Source organism: Vibrio sp. 1978 (assembly GCF_033344345.1).
The window spans coordinates 277272-296537 of sequence record NZ_JAWPOP010000001.1 but is presented as its reverse complement, the minus strand read 5'-3'; the positions used below and the strand labels follow the sequence as shown (position 1 = coordinate 296537).

At 43.3% G+C, this 19266-nt stretch carries 15 protein-coding genes, 1 tRNA gene and 1 pseudogene; 10 read left to right on the top strand and 7 right to left on the bottom strand.

Annotation, left to right across the window (positions count from 1 at the left end; translation table 11 throughout):
- Window positions 1-35 precede the first annotated feature (35 nt).
- The gene (locus R8N49_RS01265; RefSeq protein ID WP_182038368.1) at window positions 36-950 is read right to left on the bottom strand and encodes an alpha/beta hydrolase; all 915 of its coding nucleotides are present in this window, start codon (window positions 948-950) and stop codon (window positions 36-38) included.
- Between the two features lie 128 nt (window positions 951-1078).
- Here R8N49_RS01265 and R8N49_RS01260 point away from each other — a divergent pair, with 128 nt between their 5' ends.
- The gene (locus R8N49_RS01260) at window positions 1079-2008 is read left to right on the top strand and encodes a LysR family transcriptional regulator (protein WP_318189852.1); all 930 of its coding nucleotides are present in this window, start codon (window positions 1079-1081) and stop codon (window positions 2006-2008) included.
- Window positions 2009-2076: 68 nt separating this feature from the next.
- Here the strand turns inward: R8N49_RS01260 and R8N49_RS01255 are convergent, their stop codons facing one another.
- Window positions 2077-3270 (bottom strand): acetate/propionate family kinase, encoded by a 1194-nt coding sequence (locus tag R8N49_RS01255; RefSeq protein WP_005375697.1) that lies wholly within the window; start codon window positions 3268-3270, stop codon window positions 2077-2079.
- Between the two features lie 363 nt (window positions 3271-3633).
- Here R8N49_RS01255 and R8N49_RS30995 point away from each other — a divergent pair.
- Window positions 3634-3954, top strand: a pseudogene (locus R8N49_RS30995) (GGDEF domain-containing protein); the annotation flags it as partial.
- Between the two features lie 125 nt (window positions 3955-4079).
- A complete protein-coding gene (locus tag R8N49_RS30990) occupies window positions 4080-4256 on the top strand; it encodes an EAL domain-containing protein (protein WP_373921230.1) in 177 nt (58 codons plus the stop codon).
- A 100-nt stretch (window positions 4257-4356) separates the two neighbouring features.
- Here the strand turns inward: R8N49_RS30990 and R8N49_RS01245 are convergent, their stop codons facing one another.
- The gene (locus R8N49_RS01245; RefSeq protein ID WP_104976537.1) at window positions 4357-6288 is read right to left on the bottom strand and encodes a DEAD/DEAH box helicase; all 1932 of its coding nucleotides are present in this window, start codon (window positions 6286-6288) and stop codon (window positions 4357-4359) included.
- A gap of 413 nt (window positions 6289-6701) precedes the next feature.
- On the opposite strand from R8N49_RS01245, the gene rnb reads away from it, so the two are divergent.
- Together rnb and R8N49_RS01235 are read left to right on the top strand one after the other, a co-directional pair.
- Entirely contained in the window at window positions 6702-8705 is a 2004-nt protein-coding gene (gene rnb, locus R8N49_RS01240; RefSeq protein ID WP_170890049.1) for an exoribonuclease II, read from the top strand.
- Between the two features lie 71 nt (window positions 8706-8776).
- Window positions 8777-9586, top strand: a complete 810-nt coding sequence (locus R8N49_RS01235; RefSeq protein WP_053307810.1) for a helix-turn-helix transcriptional regulator — start codon at window positions 8777-8779, stop codon at window positions 9584-9586.
- A gap of 33 nt (window positions 9587-9619) precedes the next feature.
- On the opposite strand, the gene R8N49_RS01230 is transcribed toward R8N49_RS01235, so the two are convergent.
- Window positions 9620-9973 (bottom strand): DUF3024 domain-containing protein, encoded by a 354-nt coding sequence (locus tag R8N49_RS01230; RefSeq protein ID WP_017635751.1) that lies wholly within the window; start codon window positions 9971-9973, stop codon window positions 9620-9622.
- A 266-nt stretch (window positions 9974-10239) separates the two neighbouring features.
- Between R8N49_RS01230 and R8N49_RS01225 the strand changes: the two genes are divergently transcribed.
- The gene (locus R8N49_RS01225; protein ID WP_064354614.1) at window positions 10240-11064 is read left to right on the top strand and encodes a phosphate ABC transporter substrate-binding protein; all 825 of its coding nucleotides are present in this window, start codon (window positions 10240-10242) and stop codon (window positions 11062-11064) included.
- Window positions 11065-11127: 63 nt separating this feature from the next.
- On the opposite strand, the gene R8N49_RS01220 is transcribed toward R8N49_RS01225, so the two are convergent.
- Window positions 11128-11808 (bottom strand): MaoC family dehydratase, encoded by a 681-nt coding sequence (locus R8N49_RS01220; protein WP_005375670.1) that lies wholly within the window; start codon window positions 11806-11808, stop codon window positions 11128-11130.
- A 329-nt stretch (window positions 11809-12137) separates the two neighbouring features.
- Between R8N49_RS01220 and R8N49_RS01215 the strand changes: the two genes are divergently transcribed.
- Window positions 12138-12228 (top strand) — tRNA-Ser (locus tag R8N49_RS01215).
- 161 nt (window positions 12229-12389) lie between these two features.
- Here the strand turns inward: R8N49_RS01215 and R8N49_RS01210 are convergent.
- A complete protein-coding gene (locus R8N49_RS01210; protein WP_025768974.1) occupies window positions 12390-13940 on the bottom strand; it encodes a PAS domain-containing methyl-accepting chemotaxis protein in 1551 nt (516 codons plus the stop codon).
- 285 nt (window positions 13941-14225) lie between these two features.
- Between R8N49_RS01210 and modF the strand changes: the two genes are divergently transcribed.
- The gene (gene modF, locus R8N49_RS01205) at window positions 14226-15680 is read left to right on the top strand and encodes a molybdate ABC transporter ATP-binding protein ModF (protein WP_064354613.1); all 1455 of its coding nucleotides are present in this window, start codon (window positions 14226-14228) and stop codon (window positions 15678-15680) included.
- Here the strand turns inward: modF and R8N49_RS01200 are convergent.
- Complete coding sequence (locus R8N49_RS01200; protein ID WP_258490086.1) at window positions 15668-17140, bottom strand: EAL domain-containing protein; 1473 nt, start codon at window positions 17138-17140, stop codon at window positions 15668-15670. The two genes, modF and R8N49_RS01200, sit on opposite strands and share 13 nt — an antisense overlap.
- A gap of 348 nt (window positions 17141-17488) precedes the next feature.
- On the opposite strand from R8N49_RS01200, the gene R8N49_RS01195 reads away from it, so the two are divergent.
- Together R8N49_RS01195 and R8N49_RS01190 are read left to right on the top strand one after the other, a co-directional pair.
- Complete coding sequence (locus tag R8N49_RS01195) at window positions 17489-18223, top strand: IclR family transcriptional regulator (RefSeq protein WP_053307814.1); 735 nt, start codon at window positions 17489-17491, stop codon at window positions 18221-18223.
- Window positions 18224-18229: 6 nt separating this feature from the next.
- On the top strand, window positions 18230-19069 hold the full coding sequence (locus tag R8N49_RS01190) for an arginase (RefSeq protein WP_086047306.1): 840 nt from the start codon (window positions 18230-18232) through the stop codon (window positions 19067-19069).
- Window positions 19070-19266: the final 197 nt, after the last annotated feature.

Genomic DNA, 19266 nt, shown 5'->3' with positions numbered 1-19266 from the left:
AAGGCTCGAAGCAATTGAGCCTTTCATCGGGAATATTAAAGAGTGCGTTGGAAGAAAGATGCGAGTTGGGATACTGCGTCATCGACGTATTCGGCAACATCATAAAGCGACATATGGTTTGCACCATCAATGGCATACAAGGTTTTATCTGAACTCGCAGCACGTTCTATCAGGTCATCACTCATCCATTTGCTGCCTGCGTCACTACCAACGACAGCAAGAATTGGCTGAGTTAGGAATGCTTCCGCTTTGTGGTACGCATCGTAAGTAATGATCTGGTTTAAGTTACGAGTTAGAGCAAAGCCCGGCGCATTCGGATGTTCACAACGTGGTGTGTGGTAATACTCCCAAGCTTCGCGTAGCTCTGCATTTGAGGCATCTTCTTCACGCATCGGAGCTAGAGGAATAGTCGCGAATTCTGTACCATTCGTGTCGGTTGTGCGAGCATTCGAACCAAATTCTAAGTAATCAACAGCGTCAGCATCGTTAACCGAATTATCCCAACCATTACGGAACATTTGGCCAATGTTTACGGCACTAACCATACCCAGTGCTTTGATTCGACGATCATTGATCGCTGCATTTGCACTATAGCCCGCACCAGCACAAATCCCCATTGCGCCAATTTTATCGTTATCGACGTACTCTAACGTTGTCAGATAGTCGACGACTGCGCTCACGTCTTCAGTACTCGTGTAAGGGTTTTCCATTTGGCGAGGCTCACCTGTACTTTCACCTTGATACGAACGGTCAAACGCAATGGCAATTATGCCGCTTTTTGCAAGTTTACTCGCATATAGGCCTGCGGTTTGCTCTTTTACGCCACCACCTGGGTGTGAAACAACAACCGCCGCATATTGTTTACTTGCATCAAAATCTGTAGGGAAGTTGATAACCGCTGAAATCTCAATACCTTGACCATTGAGATTTTTGAAAGTGACTTTAGACATAGCGACATTCTCCATTAGAGGTTAACTGTTCATCTCAGGCTGACCTAAGCTTCGAGGTAATATTAGTCAACACACTGTTTCGGATAAATATCGTTTTATCTACATGACTGTTTAGTTATACTTAACAAATGAGAATAGAACCTTCTTTAATTTCATCACTGACGTGGTTAGCACATATTGCTCGCCATCGCAGTTTCACTAAAGCAGCCTTAGAAATGGGGATAACCCGTGCTGCCTTATCACAACACCTGAAAGCGTTAGAGCAACAGCTACAAGTTCGGTTAATCAATAGAACCACTAGAAGTATGTCGTTGACTCAAGAAGGCCAACGTCTGCTTGATATTTTGCAACCTTCATTGATGAACATTGAGCAGGTCGTTAACGAATTGAACGACTCTCATCTTGAGCCTTCGGGATTAATCCGTATCAGTGTATCAAGAACCGCTGCTCGGCTGCTTATTGAGCCCTATCTAGGTGAGTTCCTCTCTCGTTATCCTAAAATACGCCTAGAGCTAATCATGGATGATGGGTTTTCTAACATCGTCGCAGAAGGCGTTGACGCTGGCATTCGCTTAGGATTAAGCTTAGATGAACATATGGTTGCGGTCCCTATTACTCCGCCGTTAACAACGGCAATAGTGGGCTCTCCTGAATACTTTAGGCAAAATGGACTACCTCAAACTCCTGAGGATTTAGAAGGTCACAATTGCCTTGCTTATCGTTTTACCTCTAGCGGAACAATTGATCATTGGTCGCTAACCTCTCCAGATGTTGCAAAGCGCACCCTCGTTTTCGAGCCTAAAGGCAATGCTATTTTTAATGATGACTATAGTATGTTACAAGCTGCAATACAGGGTGTGGGTTTAGTGAAGCATATTGATTTATGGGTGGAAAAGCACATAAATGAGGGAAGATTGACCCGAGTTCTGACACCTTGGTGCAAAGAGTTTCCTGGGTTTTATTTATATATACCTTCACGAGAGCATATGCCGAAAAAAATCCGCGTCTTGATGGATTTTTTAATCGAAAAGCGCGAAGCTCTGAAACTCAAAGAGTAATTACCAAATTGCTTTAAGTAAAAAAGCGAGCACGAGGCTCGCTTTTAACTTTCTGTTTTCGTTATATATTACAATAGCTCAACCGATTGTTTAGCTATCACAAATTCCTCGTTAGTAGGAATAACAAGAGCTTTGGCACCTAATAACTCAGATGTTGCAATAACACCTGCGTTACCAAATCTTGCATCTTCGTTACCTTTCTCATCTTCAACAAAACCTAACAGTTTTAGGTTTTTCAAGATTTCACGACGAATTGGTAGTGAGTTTTCACCAATACCACCAGTGAAGATGATGCCGTCTAATGAATCCAGAGCCGCTAGGTAGGAAGTAATGTATTTCGCAACGCGGTAAGTGAAGATCTCAAATGCCAACTTCGCACGTGAATTCCCCGCTTCCATTGCTTCTAGTACGCCACGAGCATCACTTGTCACACCAGATACACCTAAGAAACCTGACTTCTTGTTCATCATCTCGAACACTTCGTCTTTTTCCCAGCCTTTACGGAAAAGGAACTCGATAACACTTGGATCAAGGTCACCACAGCGAGTGCCCATCATTAGGCCAGCTAACGGCGTCAAACCCATACTTGTATCAACACATTCGCCATTTTTAACCGCACTCACTGATGCACCGTTACCTAAGTGCACAGTGATAAAGCTGCTTTCTTCAACCGGCTTATCTAGCATTTTCGCTGCTTCACGGCTTACGTAGTAGTGGCTTGTACCGTGAGCACCGTAACGACGCACTTTATGCTCTTCGTAAAGCTCGTAAGGAAGTGCGTACATAAAGGCTTTGGCTGGCATTGTTTGGTGGAAAGCAGTGTCAAATACAGCAAATTGAGGCAGTGAAGGGAACGCCGCCATTGCCGCTCTCATGCCTTCAGCGTTCGCTTTGTTATGAAGTGGTGCAAGTTCAGCAAGGCGCTCTACTTCTTGAATAACTGTTTCATCAACTTTCACAGTTCCTTTAAAGGTTTCACCGCCTGCGACAATGCGATGGCCTACAGCGACAAATTTTGAGCTCAAACCTAGAGTATCGAGTAGTTTTACCACTCGCTCAACAGCGTACTGATGATGGTTGCCACCAGCTGGAATTGCTTCAACGGTTTTTTCTCCCTGATATTTCCAACTGATTTCAGCTTCAGGTAGGCCAAAACACTCACCAATACCTGATACCAAAGCTTCACCGGTTTCAGAATCAATAACAGCAAATTTTAATGAAGAGCTACCAGAGTTGATCACCAGTACAAACGAATTAGACATGAAATAGTTATCCTGTTGTAGAGCAGAGGTTGTAATAGCGCTTGTGCGCTGCGTACTTCTTGTTTGCCCCTCTATTATTCAATAATTTTTTAATCTTTCAACAATCTTTTAGTAAAACCGATTTAATTGAACAAATTTTGTTGATCTGTAGCAAGTTTTCATTTTATTTGAAGGCTAAAAGATATCACTTGTTAAAGATAATTTATGAATAGGTCAATTTGTACAAAGTCAGATATATAAGATACGTTGTTTATTGGGTGAACAAAAATAACAAACCAATCAATAAATCGGGGTAATAATGTGCCCACTATTGCATTTCTATTAGTGATCTTAGGTTCGATTTTGCTCTGCTGGGGATGGCAGATGACAAAAAACATCTGCTCGAAAACTGACGTAACCGGGTGGACTTTCCTATTATTGTTAATCAGCTGTTTCATTTTTGCTTATGCCGTTTTTTTGCACGCCATCATGCAAAAACCTATTGCTTCTCTCTTAGAAACGGGGGTTTCTCTTATACTTTTTGGCGGCAGTATCTTTGTCGTGCTGGTGATTAAGTGGAGCAACGATTCGATATTCGAGCTTCATACCGTTGCTGAAAGAGAGAAGCGCAATGCTGTCCATGACGCTCTTACTGGGCTCCCTAATCGTAAATACTGCTTTGAGTCTATCGAAGACATGACACAACCTGAAGGCCAATGACTGATTCAAATTATGAGATAACCTCAAAAACGTCGAAAGATTGATAATACGTTTCAAGGTAAGCTGGTTAATTTCTTTTCACAGCAAGCCGCACTGAAGGCTCCCGCTCTATCGTTGAGAACACGATTGCGTTAGCACATGGATTAGGGTATTCGGTCGTAGCAGAAGGCGTTCAAGACATGGACACACTGCATTTTTTGAGAAGTCGAGGCTGTGACATCATTCAGGGTTACTTGTTCTGCCCTGCCCTTAGACGAAGTAATAAGTTGGGTAAACAAACACGATGAAAAGCAAAACCGTATTAGACGCGCATAAAAAAGCCGAGCGCTTTGCTCGGCTTTCAATTCTTTTTGTAGCAACTTAAACCGTCGCTTTAATCACTCGTGATTATGCGTCTGTACGACGGCCACGACCGTGACCACGTTCACCACGATGTGCACCACGGTGATCACCACCACGGTTGCGATCGAAACGACGTTCGCCACCTTCACGATTACCATCGCGGTTGCCGTCACGGTTACCACGGAAACCACCTTCGCGACGACCGCCTTCACGACGATCACCACCACGATTGCCGCCTTCGCGGTTGCCACGGTAACCACCGCCATCACGACGACCACCTTCGCGACGACCACCGTCACGGCGACCACCACGAGACTCGCGGAAATCATCGAAATCACATACTACAGCACCAACATCTTGTTGACGGATACGTAGTTTGCTTAGCTTGTTCGCCGCGTCTGAAGTCATTGCTTTAGGTAGCTGTACGAATGTGTGGCCTTGAGCTAGCTTGATCGCACCGATAGAACCTTTACCTAGACCTAGTTCGTTTGCTAGAGCGCCAACGATGTCTTTAACTTGAACGCCTTGCTCACGACCAACTTGAAGCTGGTAAGTATCCCAGTCTTGGTTGTTGAAGTTACGACCGCCATCGCGACCACCTTCACGACGCTCTTTACGACGTTGCTTGTCACGCTCAATTGCTTCAACCATTGGGTCTTCGCCAATGTAGAACAGAGGACGTTTGCCTTGCTGACGCTTAAGAAGCATAGCAGCAAGTGTTGCTGGGTCGATGTCTAGAGAAGTTTGTAGTTTCTCTACCAACTCAGCAAATTTGTCTAGTGCTTTGTGCTCTTTCTCTGCTTCAAGCTCAGCGCCTAGCTTAGCTAGACGAGCTTCAGCAACTTGGTCACGTAGAGGAAGTTGGATTTCTTCCATAGATGACTTAGTTACACGCTCGATAGTGCGAAGCATACGAATTTGGTTAGTGCGAACTAGAAGGATCGCTTTACCCTTACGTCCAGCACGGCCAGTACGACCGATACGGTGGATGTATGACTCAACATCAAATGGGATGTCGTAGTTGAATACGTGCGTAATACGTGGAACGTCAAGACCACGAGCTACAACATCAGTTGCAACTAGGATGTCAATAACACCTTGTTTGATGTGATCAACAGTACGCTCACGTAGAGACTGAGGAATGTCACCGTGCAGTGCAGCTGCTTTGAAGCCACGTGCAGATAGCCAGTCAGCCAGACGCTCAGTATCTTGACGAGTACGTACGAATACGATTGACGCGTCAGTTTCTTCAGTTTCAAGAAGACGAGACATTGCTTCATCTTTCTCTACACCTTTCACTACCCAGAACTGTTGTTGAACTTTGTCTACAGTGTGGTTTTTACCAGCAACGTCAACCGTTACAGGGTCACGAAGGAAACGTTCAACGATCTTCTTCAGCATTGGAGGCATAGTTGCAGAAAACAGAACGCGTTGTGCTGACTCTGGAGCGTGCTCCATGATCGCAGTTACGTCATCTACGAAACCCATGTTTAGCATTTCGTCTGCTTCATCAAGAACGAAAGTACTAACTTCGTCTAGGTGTAGACGTTCGCGATTGATAAGATCTTGAACACGGCCTGGAGTACCGACAACTACATGAGCGCCACTTTTAAGAGCACGCATTTGGTCGACAATAGATGCGCCACCGTAAATCTCTAGAACTTTCAAACCTTTGATGTTTTTACCAAGGTTTTTCATTTCCGCTGCAACCTGAATTGCCAGCTCACGAGTCGGAGCAAGTACAATCGCTTGCGGTTTGCGTTGGTTTAGATCGAGTTTGTTGAGAAGAGGCAGAGAGAACGCTGCTGTTTTACCTGTACCTGTTTGAGCTTTACCCAGCGCGTCAGCACCTTCCAATAGGTGTGGGATTGCCGCAGCCTGAATTGGAGTTGGTGACACGAAACCCATTCCGTCTAGAGCAGAAAGGATAGAATCATTCAGAGATAAATCACTGAATTGAATAACAGAATCTTGCATTGGGATCCTACTTAATTAAACAAAAAAACAGTCCCATATGCTCTTCCAATTCGATACTGATCCATCCAGATACTGATTCCATTCAGACGGGAACACAGCACAGTACACAACCGCGATAAGCCATTAGGGACGACTAAGGGAGGCGGATTATTCCTTAAAAGCATAAAAAAATCCAGAAAAAATTGAATTACATCACAATTTATTCTCAACAATGGTATTTTTAGCATATTTTTCCACCAACCCTACCATTCCCCGTAGATTCGCGTAACTCACAGATGAGAATTTCATCAATATTTAAGCCAATTTCTCGTGGTTAAATTGGCAAAATTCACAGCGAAATTACGCTCCACAGGTAGTAATAATAGCTCGCAATGATTATAGTGTGCCCAACTCCATAGGTAATTTAAGAAAAGATGTTTCAAGATAACCCACTACTCGCTCAGCTTAAGCAGCAAATCCAAGAAAACCTGCCTAAAAAAGAAGGCTCAATAAAAGCCACAGATAAAGGCTTTGGCTTTTTGGAAGTGGACAGTAAGACGAGCTTCTTCATCCCGCCTGCGTACATGAAAAAGTGCATGCACGGTGACAAAGTCATCGCCATTATCCGCACCGAAAATGAACGCGAAGTTGCAGAGCCACAAGAGCTGCTGGAACAAGCCGTGACTCGCTTTATTGGTCGAGTAAAAATGTTCAAAGGCAAGCTCAACGTAGCACCTGATCACCCACAGCTTAAAAAGCTATCTCTTAAAGCGAAACTAAAGAAAGGTCTAAAACCTGACGAGTTCGCCGAAGGTGATTGGGTTGTCGCACATCTTATTCGCCACCCTCTAAAAGGCGATAACTCTTTCTTCGTAGAAATTTCTGAAAAAATCACTGACGCGAATGATAAAATTGCGCCTTGGTGGGTGACGCTTGCTCAAAACGATCTACCAAACTCTGAGCCAGCAGGCATCGATAACTGGGAACTAAAAGACGACGCGGAGCTAGAACGCGTAGACATGACTCATGTTCCATTCGTCACTATCGACGGTGAATCGACTAAAGATATGGACGATGCGCTGTACGCGAAGAAAACCGTATCTGGCGATTTCGAACTCACCATCGCTATTGCGGACCCAACCGCTTACATCACACCTGAAGATGAAATGGATAAAGTAGCGCGTGAGCGTGGCTATACTATTTATCTTCCAGGCCGCAACATCCCGATGCTACCTCGCGATTTAGCGGACAACCTATGTTCTCTGATTGAAGGAGAAACCCGCCCTGCTATTTGCTGTACCGTAACGGTAAGTAAAGATGGTGTGATTGGCGACAATATTAAATTCTTCGCGGCAAACATCAAATCACATGCACGCCTAGTATACGATCACGTGTCTGATTGGTTAGAAAACGGCAGCTCTGAAGCATGGACGCCATCTGAAGAGATCGCGACTATCGTTCGTGATCTTTATGAGTTCTCTCTTGCTCGCGCTGAATGGCGTGAGAAAAACGCAGTGGTCTTCCCTGATCGTCCTGACTACCGTTTTGAGCTCAGTGAAGATAACGATGTAATCGCTATCCACGCAGACATGCGCCGCAGTGCAAACCGTCTTGTTGAAGAATCCATGATTACCGCAAACATCTGTGCAGGTCGTACATTACGCGATAAATTTGAAACAGGTGTCTTCAATACGCATGCAGGTATCAAGAACGAGAAGATTGAAGAAGTGGTTCAACTTGTCAATCCAGAAGGCCAGTTGGAGTTCACAGCGGAGTCTATTGCTACGCTAGAAGGCTTTGCTGCGTTGCGCCGCTGGTTGGCTGCTCAAGAAACGTCTTATCTAGATAACCGTATTCGTAAGTTCCAAGCATACAGTGAAGTGGGTAATCAGCCTCTGCCTCATTACGCAATGGGTTTAGACATCTATGCAACTTGGACATCACCAATTCGTAAATACGGTGATATGATCAACCACCGTATGTTGAAGGCCGTCATCCTTGGTAAAGAACCCGTACAAAAACCAGATGACCAAGTAGGCGAAGAGCTAGCTCTACATCGTAAACATCATAAAATCGCTGAGCGAAATGTCTCAGATTGGCTATATGCACGCACGCTTGCTGATGAGCCGAGCAAGAAAACTTGTTTCACAGGTGAGATTTTCGATATTAATCGTGCAGGCGCACGTGTCCGACTTCTCGAAAATGGCGCAGCAGCCTTTATTCCTGGTGCACTAATTCTTGATAATAAAGAAAGAATTGAGTGCAATGGCGACAACGGTACCATCTCTATCGATAAAGAGGTCGTATACAAACTTGGGGATACATTGGAAATTGTCCTTACGGACGTAAACCAAGAAAACCGCAGTTTAGTTGCAAAGCCAACCCAGGTATTCGCTGAACAACCAGCAGCACAAACAGAACAGACTGTAAGTGAATAATACCGAATGAAGTTAAAAGGCGCTCTATTGAGCGCCTTTTTTATTTGTTATGTAAAACGATAAGAACGAGTATGCCGAACATTGAGATCATTCGCTTTAATCACTTCACTGCGCGCAAAAGTGAGCGTTACACTGCAACACATAATGGATTATATATTGTTGAAGAAGGTGCCCTATTAGTTCATCAACCTAATGGTGAGCAATTTGAACTTAAAGCCGGAGATTTCACACTCTATAACTCCGCAGATCTGAGCAGTGCAGAAGCCGTCTCTAGTGACGGTGGCTTTAAAGCACTGGCTTTGGTCTTCAACCCAAACATATTCTGTGACTTTAAGAAAGCGCACCCGATGCTACGTTCCAAAACGGAAGAAAGGCGCTTCTATCCTTTTTCAACGCAATCCAGTAGCGAAGTAGCACAATTGAAGGACATGTTGGTTAAGTTAGCGAGTCGCAACGCTCCAGACTACACACAAAGCCATATCGCAATGGCATTGCTGTCGTTGATGGTTGAGGTAGAGCCAAACATCCTATCTATCATAGATGATGCAAGTAGCCTGAGCGACTCTCAAAAAGCCATTAAGTACATTGAGGGTAATATTGAAAAAGACATCACGCTAGAAGGCTTAGCGGCTCATATGAGCATGTCCATCGCGACCTTGAAACGTCGCCTCGCCGCAGATGATCTTTCGTTTTCTCAGATATTAAAGGTGAAACGGATAAACTTCGCAGCAACCCAACTGCGCAAGTCAGAAAAATCAATAACAGAAATAGCGTTTGAGTCTGGTTTTAAAAGTGCAGCGCATTTCAGTACAGCATTTAAATCCGTTTACAACATGACCCCCAAAGACTTTAGAAACCAAGTCGTTAAGCCTAAAGTATAAATCATGTCGGCATTCGCATCCGTTGGGCTCGCCCTATTCCCAAAAACACGCTTGAGGATCGCGCTCCAACTCGTTGAGTAAGTCCTCAAGCATTCGGCTAAATGGAAGTGGCTTATAAGGCACCCACCTTAACAGCTCGTTGTGATATGTGGGAACATAGAAATACCAAAGTTGGTTGTCCTCATCAAACATGATCTTCGCGACGGGAGAAGTATACTCGCTATGCTGGGAGTCGAGGAGAAAATGCGCCCGATGAAGCTCAACGCCATTTTCTACTAGCTCATAGAGGCACTTGCCCTGTTCGACAGGCAAGTTAGCATTACGCGCAGAGCAGAGCGATTGAACTGATTTGTATAAACGACTTGTCGCCATTTGGGACACTGACATCAACGTTCTCCCGATGGATGATAGTTAGAGCTGTCGATCCTAGTATATAACCTTTACATCATCACCGATGGTAGTTATCTACCTAACTCAAGTATAAGATAGCTATATTATCATTTACCCAGATTATCATCTCAATCCACTTGGAAACGCTAGCTCCATCACCTCTTGACTAGAAACAATTCCCCTGTTTAGCGCTAACAGTTCACAAAAGTGTAACCTGAACGCAATATCATAAACTCTGCTTTATCCCGTATATGGAGTTTAATATGTTACGTTTTACTGTGGCGACGTTATTGGCCATAGCAGTCTCCCTCCCTACCATTGCAAAAGAAATCAACATCTCGGGTTCAACGTCGGTTGCTCGTGTGATGGATGTACTTGCTGAGGAATACAACAAAACACACCCAGACGATTACGTTGCTGTTCAGGGCATTGGTTCGAGTGCTGGTATCACCATGGTCAATAAAGGAGTAGCCGAAATAGGCATGAGCTCTCGCTATCTGACTGAAAGCGAAAAAGGTGAAGATCTCAATGTATACCCTATCGCTTATGATGGCCTCGCTGTTGTTGTAAACCGTACCAACTCTGTAGAAAACCTTTCTCAGCAACAACTATTTGATATTTACAAAGGTAAAATTAAGAATTGGAAAGAGGTCGGGGGCGCAGATCAGCCTATCGCGGTGGTTACTAGAGAAGCGTCTTCAGGTTCACGTTACAGCTTCGAAAGCTTGCTGGGACTGACCAAAATCGTTAATGATCGCCTTGTCTCGGATATCAGCCCAAACAACTTGGTTGTAAACAGCAACAGCATGGTAAAAACCATTGTTAACCATAACACTCGCGCCATTGGTTTTATCTCTGTAGGGTCAGTAGATCGCTCGATCAAGGCGATTCAGTTAGATGGTATTGACCCAACCTCGACAAACATTAGCAATCATAAGTACAAGTTGGCGCGACCATTCCTAGTGCTATACAAAGTAGATAAGATTAGCGATGCAGGTAAAGGTTTTATCGCTTTCCTTCGTTCAGAGCAGGGACAAAAAGCGATTGCAGGTTACGGTTATACGCCAGTAAAAAACTTTAATCAGTAAAAATGAAAAAGAGAGCACCTTGATGCTCTCTTTTACTATGTCGTGTTCTATCCGGTTTCGGAATTAGAAATGCAGTTGAATTACAGAGACCACAACCGCACCAGGTCGACGAATACCTTCAATTTCCACTTTAATTTCGCGCTCAATCTCCAAACCTTTTTTGATTGGCGTTACTTTTGTTAACGTGCTGACTGCACGAACATTATTGCCTGCTTTGACAGGGTAAGGGAAACGGACTTGGTTTAAACCCAAGTTAACTACCATTTTAGCTGTTGGGAACATTGGCTTGTCTGGATCGACTGAATCCGTCAGTTTAGGCAGCAATGCTAATGTTAAAAAGCCATGAGCGATAGTTGTCTTAAATGGAGATTCAGTTGAAGCACGCTCTGGATCAGTATGAATCCATTGCATGTCTTCCGTTACCGCACCAAATTGGTTAATACGTTCTTGAGACACATGAACCCAATCACCAGTGTGAATAACTTCGCCAATTTTTTCACTTAACTCGTCATAAAGCTTTTGAGCCTCAGGTGCCATTACGATCGGTGCAGGTTGAGGTGCAACTTCTTCGTTGACGGCTGGCTGCTGGTGATCACGAACTTTTGAGAAAAGAAAGCTATTTTGAGCTTTCCCCAAAAAGTCACTCCAATAATCGCGTAACGTTGGAGACATCCAATTCATAAACTCGGATTGATGAGCAGAAATCGCATCAACTTTGTCTTTAAATAGATTTGTGACCTTCATAAACACCCTTAAGAATTCTAAGCACAACTGGCTATACCAGTTAATTTTGAATTAGTTCACAAAGTCTTGCAAATACTTTCGGGCGAACACATGTACCCTAAAAGCATGTTATGTCTTATATATCAGCAAGATAACAATAAAACACCATTTTATTGACGTGCGCCAATATAAAGTAAAAACTCTATAAATTGGTACTTTTTGTCCCTTTTTCACTCCGTTTTCAAACTGTCCAACATCACATCAGTGATCATAAAACAAGCAAACAGTACTTCTATTATAATTCAGCACTTTACAAGTCGGACTATGCTCCTTATTATACCGCCCACAACGGAGAGATGGCTGAGTGGTTGAAAGCACCGGTCTTGAAAACCGGCATACGTTAATAGCGTATCTAGGGTTCAAATCCCTATCTCTCCGCCACTTATTTAGAGAGCTCGCATTTATTGCGAGCTCTCGTCGTTTTAGCTCTTACAAAAACGAGATTTAGAAATCCTCGCTCGTAAGCGAATCCAGCACTTCACTATATTCCAGTTAAAAGCCCGCTAATGTTTAGCGGGCTTTTAACTTCGATTTTCTAAAGTTTAAGCAAACTTCTTAATCATTTCAGACAGGTCATTGGTGCAATTTTGCACTTTGGTGTTCATATGATTCGTTTCAGTCATCAGTTCATACGATTCACTGTACTTTAAATTAAGCGACTGGATGTTTTCATTTATTTCATCCGTTACATAAACCTGCTCTTCTATCGCGACCGCAATTTGTTGGTTTCGTTCGACGACGTCCTGAACAAGGGACTCCAGTTGTTGAATGCTATCCAAAGCAGTACCTAGCAATGTTACCGTTCCGGTCGACATTTCATTACCTTTCTCTAACGCAGAAACCGCTGATTTGCTCCCATTTTGAATCCCTTCAATGGCCGATTTAATCTCTGTTGTCGATTCCTGAGTTCTTTTAGCTAAGGTTCTCACTTCATCTGCTACAACGGCAAACCCTCTGCCTTGTTCGCCTGCCCTCGCGGCTTCAATTGCAGCGTTCAACGCTAATAAATTAGTTTGTTCGGCAATACCATTGATGACTTCAACAACGGTTCCAATTTGCTCGGTTTGTTGGTTCAAACGTATGACCACTTTAGATATTTCGCCGAGCTCACCCACCAGCTCTAGTACCGATTGGTTAACATTATCGATAACGCTACGGCTGTCTATCATCGTATTTTGCGCTTCTAACGTAGCCTCGGCGGTCGCTTGAGCATTATTTGATATCTCAGATGAAGAGGCTTGCATCTCGTTGACCGCTGTTGCGACCGAGTCAATCTCCACTTTCTGTGCGCTTAAGTTCTCCGTCACTTGCTGGCTATTTGTCGCAGCACTGTTAGCACTTGCGCGCGTTTTTTCGCAAGAGTCTTTTACAGACACGCCAACGCGCCCCAATAGCGCATTGGCAAATTGCTTACGCATCTTCATACCCAGCTCAATCTCAGCCAGATCGTTGATTCTTCCGCAATAAATATATTCCATGAGTGGATTGTTGAAGTCTTGCCTAGCCTGTTTAGCGAGCTTCTCAACTGGTCTGGTTAATACATAAATAGAGAAAACGGAAAGTAACGCAACAACGCCAAACGCTATCACTGGTGATTGATTCATTTGTAGAATGAGTAAGCCAAGAAGGTTTGAAATTAAAAGGAAGAAGGCCGATCTCATCCACAAACGTGTACGAGGAAGATACATTTTCCACGGCTTACGATTATTTCGAAGCTTCGAATACGCTTTTTCCGCTCGCTGGATGTGTATACGCTCAGGTTTAAATCTCACTGATTGGTATTCCACAACTTCACCATTAGATTTTATAGGAGAAGCAAACGCGTCAACCCAATAATAGCCGCCGTTTTTACGTCGATTTTTGACCATTCCCATCCAGTGTTTGCCAGTTTTCAGGTGAGTCCATAAATCTTTAAAAGCCTGTTTTGGCATATCAGGATGACGCACAACATTGTGGGGTTTACCGATAAGCTCCCCTTCATCAAACCCCGCGACTTCATTAAAGTTTTCACTGGCATATTTGATGTAACTGGAGGTATCGGTAATGGAAACTAGGCTGTAACTCGAAGGGTAATCGTATTCCGTTTCACTCATAAACATGTGTCCTTACATTGATTAATTAACAAACGGCAGATATGAATTTATCAGCATAACATATACATGCATAATGATAGGTTGATTCAAAAATAAAACAAAATTATTGACAAGTTTACTTGTTACTTAATGACTCTAGTCGCATTTTTATCCTCTACTACAAGGCTTCGTTAATATGCACAAGACTGAGCACTGTTCAAAATTAATACACAAAAGCGCTTCCGTACTGAGTTCGTAAATTGTTATAAGTAATCCACTAAAACGAAAACAGGGAAGACAAACACAATGACTATTCACTTTCGTCAGCTTGCAGCTAAGAGAAACACGACACACTTGTTTATTGACGATTGGAAAATTAACACTCAGCAGTCTTGGGGGATATTCAGCGCGGATGGAGATATTGGCTCTCTGCTTGGAGACCTTATTTGTGATGAAATGTCACCAAATAGTGGGGAAATTGAGCTAAATGGGCTGTCCGTTGCGCAAGTGTCGTTATCAGAGCAACAGCGATTACTGGAAAGAGAATTAGAAAAGGATGATACGGATTTTCTTGATCGTATCGACCAAGGGAGCACTGTTTATTCATTAATCCTAGAGCAGAGCCAAGACACCAACTTAACTGAACAGCTAATTAATGATCTCGACCTAAGTCATCTTAAAGATAGTGGCTTCCGCGTTCTCTCTACCGGAGAAACCAGAAGAGTAATGCTCGCCCGAGCTTTAGCCACACAACCTGACTTAGTATTACTCGATAATCCATTTACTGGCTTAGATATTGCGCACCGAGCTGCTCTCGCTCGCTATTTACACTCGCTTTCTCAAAATGTGCAACTACTCGTAACCTTCTCTCGCGAATCTGACATGCCTGAGTGGATCAATAGCATCGCGCTTTTCAGTGCAGGAAAGCTTGATAGTACAATGGATAAGTCCAGTTGGGATAATCATCCAATCATTGGACAAATAAAATCTCAGTCAGAGCAACAGAGTGAAGAAATGATGAGCTTGATACGTCAGCATCAGCACTCGACGCCATTCAACAACCCAATATTTGAACTAAAGAATGGGACTGTTGAATACACCGATAAGAAGATTTTTACTGACTTGAACTGGCGCATAGACAAGGGCCAACATTGGCAGGTCAAAGGCCCAAATGGTTGTGGAAAGAGTACCTTACTTGGATTGATCTTTGGCGATCATCCGCAATGCTACAGCAATGACATTGATATTTTTGGTAAAAAGCGTGGTACTGGCGAGACAATCTGGGAAATTAAGCAGCATATCGGTATGGTGTCTTCAGCGCTACACCTCCAATATCGAGTCAATTGCAGCGCATTAGAAGTCATTTTGTCAGGATTTTACGATTCGATTGGGTTGTATAACCAGCCAACTCGCAAAGAGATGAATATTGCAAACGAGTGGCTCGATATCTTACATATGAGCCAGTACAAAAAAACCTCATTCAAGCAATTAGAGTACGGTCAGCAGCGACTATTACTGATTGCAAGAGCCATCGTGAAACAACCCACATTATTGATTTTGGACGAGCCGTATCAAGGGTTAGATTTTTTGGGTAGACGGTTAGTTAAGAACACACTTGAGCTCATCGCTAGAGAGAATTTAAGCCAACTATTGTATGTGTCTCACTACCAAGAAGACCGCTTAGATAGCATCAAAAATGAGTTAGAGTTTGTGTTTGATGAAAATGCTCAGTGTTATAGAGCTAACGTCTACCAATCATAATGACTTCGCTGCGCAAGCTGCTCATAAGGTAATGGTTTGGAGTATAGGTATCCCTGATGATATCTCACTCCCATCTTCTTTAAGTGTTCAGCTTGCGCTATGGTTTCCACGCCTTCAGCGATCAATTGTACTTGTAATTCTTCCGCGAAGTGAACCATCGCTTTTAAGACAGAAGCACTAAGGCTAGGAATACCAATGGTTTCGACAAAGCACTTATCGATTTTTAAGTAATCTATGCGCATGTGCTGTAGAAATGCTAACGAGGTTTGGCCAGTTCCAAAATCATCGATCAGCACATCAATACCATGCACTCGCAGCGCTGCAATGCATTTTCTCGCCTCTGAATCAATGAGCTGACGCTCCGTTATCTCTACCCCTAATGAGACTTTGTTTCGGCTCAACTGTCTGTCGAGCAATTGAATTTTTCTGATCGCGTTTGGTCCGACTAAATAACCAGGCGGCACGTTAATACCAAGGTGGACAGGCTGATCAAAGACTAATTTACTGAAGTCCTCTGCCGCTTTATCCAGAACGAAATCAGTAAGTAAAAAAACCAATCCACTTTGCTCTGCCGCAGGGACAAACTCATCCGGAGAAATGAACCCCTTACTTTGATGCTCCCATCGCACTAGCGCTTCAAACCCGAATAACTGGCCGGTATCAACGTTAACTTGCGGTTGGTAATACAGGGTCAACTCTCCTCTTTTTATCGCTCTTTTAAGATCCAGTATCAAATTGCGATGGGGATCAATAAACTTATTCAACGCATACAAGCAAAGGTAGATAACGAAAATAATTGGAATTGAGTACAAAAAATAGGAAAGTGTTCTCTGTTTGACGAAAAGATCGCTGGCTTCGCTCAAAGCTTCATACTCAAACATTTGCGACGATTTGATACCGATAGGATTACTTCCCGCTCTTAATGCTCCTTCAGGTGAAACTTGATCATGGATAAACAGCGCAGAGCGTTTTAGGCGTAAATCGTTGTTAAACCCTATTGTTGCATTAAAGTAGTCATGATCGATAATCGTTACGGCTTGATAACCCCGCTCTCCCTCCGTTACCACTAGCAAGAACTGATCGTACAAGCTATCAACACTACCAAGCGCTAGCGTTTGTCCCTTGGGAAAGGCGATGTGCTCAGCTAACGGTTTAGAGATACTTCCCAATTTCGAAGAACAAGTAATGACTCCCTCTTTCACAATGAGCATTTCTTCAATATCTCGTTCAAACATTAAGCTTTGCTGGAGCTCTTCACATCGTTCAGGGTGTAGCAGCGCCGTGCGGTTTTCTGTCTCTATTTGGAATAAAATTTCATCTGCAATTTGCACATTTTTTTCTAATAAATGATTGAGATTGTTTTGCACGCTTTCACGAGCTAAATACAAAACTTCTCCAATAACCAAGGGAATAGGCAGAAGGAAAATGATGGCTTTTTTAAAAATCGCCTTATTCAGCATATAAAAGTAACCTTTTATAAAACCGATTTACTGAGATGGTACCTCGATTCCGATACCCGCTAGCAACTCACGTTTTTTAACATTATTTGTTTGGATTAACTCAGTATGCGAAACGCTGAGTAATACCGCAAACTAAACAATGTCTTATTCACTCCTGTTCCAATTTAGTATCAAGCGCCTCAAACCTGAGACTTTAATTCGACACCATGTTATGTCTATCGGTACTTGCGAAAGTCTTTACCGGTCTGTTTCTCATCATGTAAGAATTACCCATTAAAATTATTTTTCTTTTCTCAGTAATTAAGAATTATATTTGTCGTAACTCCTACAACACGTTACAACACTCTCATGACGACAAACAAAGCTAATGCTAACCAGGTAAACGAAAAATCACTGCAGTTGTTAATGCAAGTTGCAGTTAGTCCGTTCCCAGTTTCTGCGAAAGCGCTAAGCGAGCAATTGAACGTTCCTTTAAGCAGCCTTTACCGACACTTAAAACTGCTTAAAGAGTGGAACTTGATCGAAGAAAGCGTTCACGACAAGACATTTGTCGTTGGTCCAGCGGCATTATTACTCATGCACAGCTATGAGACCGCGCAACATGGGCTCGACATGGTCGAAACCATACTGGCTAGGTTGGTACAACAAACCGGGGAAATGGCCGCTTATATGGTACCAGCTGGTTATCGTGCGCTTTGTGTCAGACAGAAAGAAAGTATGCAGGCGCTGCGTTGCAGCTTCGTCCAGGGTCAAAGTCAACCTCTGCTGCGCGGTGCCTCATCTAAAGTGATGCTCGCTTTTATGCCTCAAAGTCGATGCGAGAAAATCTTGAGATATTTTAATCAAGATCACCGACGCGACGAGTGGGAAAAAGAGCTCACAACCATCCGTAAACACGGATATGCCGTCAGTACTTCTGAGATTGACCCTGGTGTTTCAGGTATAAGCGCACCGGTAATGAAAGGAAGCAAACTGATTGGCGCAGTCTCGGTGATGGCTCCGGCCCACCGAGTCGAAAAGGATAAGCAGCGCATTATTTTACATGTACTGCAAGCGGCAAGGGCACTACCACCAGAAAGGTAATTCATCATGTTAAGCTTTTTCAAACGCTATAAACTCCATCACACAGTGAAACAGCCGCAACATTACCCTTTTTCTTTTATGACAGTGTGCGAGTATTTACCTCCTATGTCGAAGGGTGCGTTTGAATTAGCTGATCAAAGTTTGGAAAATGCTAGTGATTGGCTTTACCAACAACATGATCATGAAACCGCTGAAAACTTTGGTCACTTCAACCACGACAAGCTGGAAAATGGCGAGTTTCAGGAAGCGTTAAGTCTTTCGCTTTCTCGTCATTCTATTCCCGTTTTAGTGACCAACTGTACCGAGGCAATCTTGTCAATGTTACCTGTGGTCGTATCCTATCGAGACGAAGTGGGTGTCGTAAATATCGGGCATAACATGAACTTGAAGCCGACACTTGAGCCACGCTTAGGCTCTGCATTCCATTTTGCTCTTTCTCGCTATCAAAACGTACGATTGTTTTTTGCTGGCGTCTGTGAGCAAGAGACGAAGCAGGAAACGTGGGAATACGCGGAAGATCAAGGTTGTGATTGGGTGACCGAGAAAGAGTTTTCTTTTCGTCATCGCAATAACGTTAAGCAACAGATCGGCAATTACCTAGACCACTGCGACCAAATAATCATTAGCATCGACCTTGGATCTCTAAAAACCAAAAACAGCCTTGATGGCGCGTCAGAAATTGATATCCAAATGGTTCTACGCACGATTAGGCAATGTCTGGTTGCAGGTAAAGTGAGGGCAATTCAGCTCGTTGGCGATCGAGATTGCCTGGTCTATTCGAGACAAACGAAAGCCATACTAGAAGAGTTATATCAGATGGCTCCACTCATCGTTCACGCTGCATAGCGTTATAAACATTCAGAATCAGGATCGCTTCCTTCCTGATTCTGAACCAACATGCTTACTTATTATCCTTAACTAACAAATAGTTACACATATAAATCGACACACATCACACTGGCCTCTTGAACTAACCTGACACTTACGTTGTAATAAGGCCGCTAAACTTTGGTATGACATACGAAATAAAAAATAACCAAAGT

What these genes read in the sequence shown, in the direction of transcription:
- R8N49_RS01260 (WP_318189852.1), top strand. Translation starts at nt 1,079, where the DNA reads ATGAGAATAGAACCTTCTTTAATTTCATCACTGACGTGGTTAGCACAT.
- R8N49_RS01230 (WP_017635751.1), bottom strand. Translation starts at nt 9,973, where the DNA reads ATGTCAGTGTCCCAAATGGCGACAAGTCGTTTATACAAATCAGTTCAA.
- R8N49_RS01200 (WP_258490086.1), bottom strand. Translation starts at nt 17,140, where the DNA reads ATGCTGAATAAGGCGATTTTTAAAAAAGCCATCATTTTCCTTCTGCCT.
- R8N49_RS01265 (WP_182038368.1), bottom strand. Translation starts at nt 950, where the DNA reads ATGTCTAAAGTCACTTTCAAAAATCTCAATGGTCAAGGTATTGAGATT.
- R8N49_RS01235 (WP_053307810.1), top strand. Translation starts at nt 8,777, where the DNA reads ATGCCGAACATTGAGATCATTCGCTTTAATCACTTCACTGCGCGCAAA.
- R8N49_RS01220 (WP_005375670.1), bottom strand. Translation starts at nt 11,808, where the DNA reads ATGAAGGTCACAAATCTATTTAAAGACAAAGTTGATGCGATTTCTGCT.
- R8N49_RS01255 (WP_005375697.1), bottom strand. Translation starts at nt 3,270, where the DNA reads ATGTCTAATTCGTTTGTACTGGTGATCAACTCTGGTAGCTCTTCATTA.
- R8N49_RS01245 (WP_104976537.1), bottom strand. Translation starts at nt 6,288, where the DNA reads ATGCAAGATTCTGTTATTCAATTCAGTGATTTATCTCTGAATGATTCT.
- rnb (WP_170890049.1), top strand. Translation starts at nt 6,702, where the DNA reads ATGTTTCAAGATAACCCACTACTCGCTCAGCTTAAGCAGCAAATCCAA.
- R8N49_RS01190 (WP_086047306.1), top strand. Translation starts at nt 18,230, where the DNA reads ATGTTAAGCTTTTTCAAACGCTATAAACTCCATCACACAGTGAAACAG.
- R8N49_RS01210 (WP_025768974.1), bottom strand. Translation starts at nt 13,940, where the DNA reads ATGAGTGAAACGGAATACGATTACCCTTCGAGTTACAGCCTAGTTTCC.
- R8N49_RS01195 (WP_053307814.1), top strand. Translation starts at nt 17,489, where the DNA reads ATGACGACAAACAAAGCTAATGCTAACCAGGTAAACGAAAAATCACTG.
- modF (WP_064354613.1), top strand. Translation starts at nt 14,226, where the DNA reads ATGACTATTCACTTTCGTCAGCTTGCAGCTAAGAGAAACACGACACAC.
- R8N49_RS01225 (WP_064354614.1), top strand. Translation starts at nt 10,240, where the DNA reads ATGTTACGTTTTACTGTGGCGACGTTATTGGCCATAGCAGTCTCCCTC.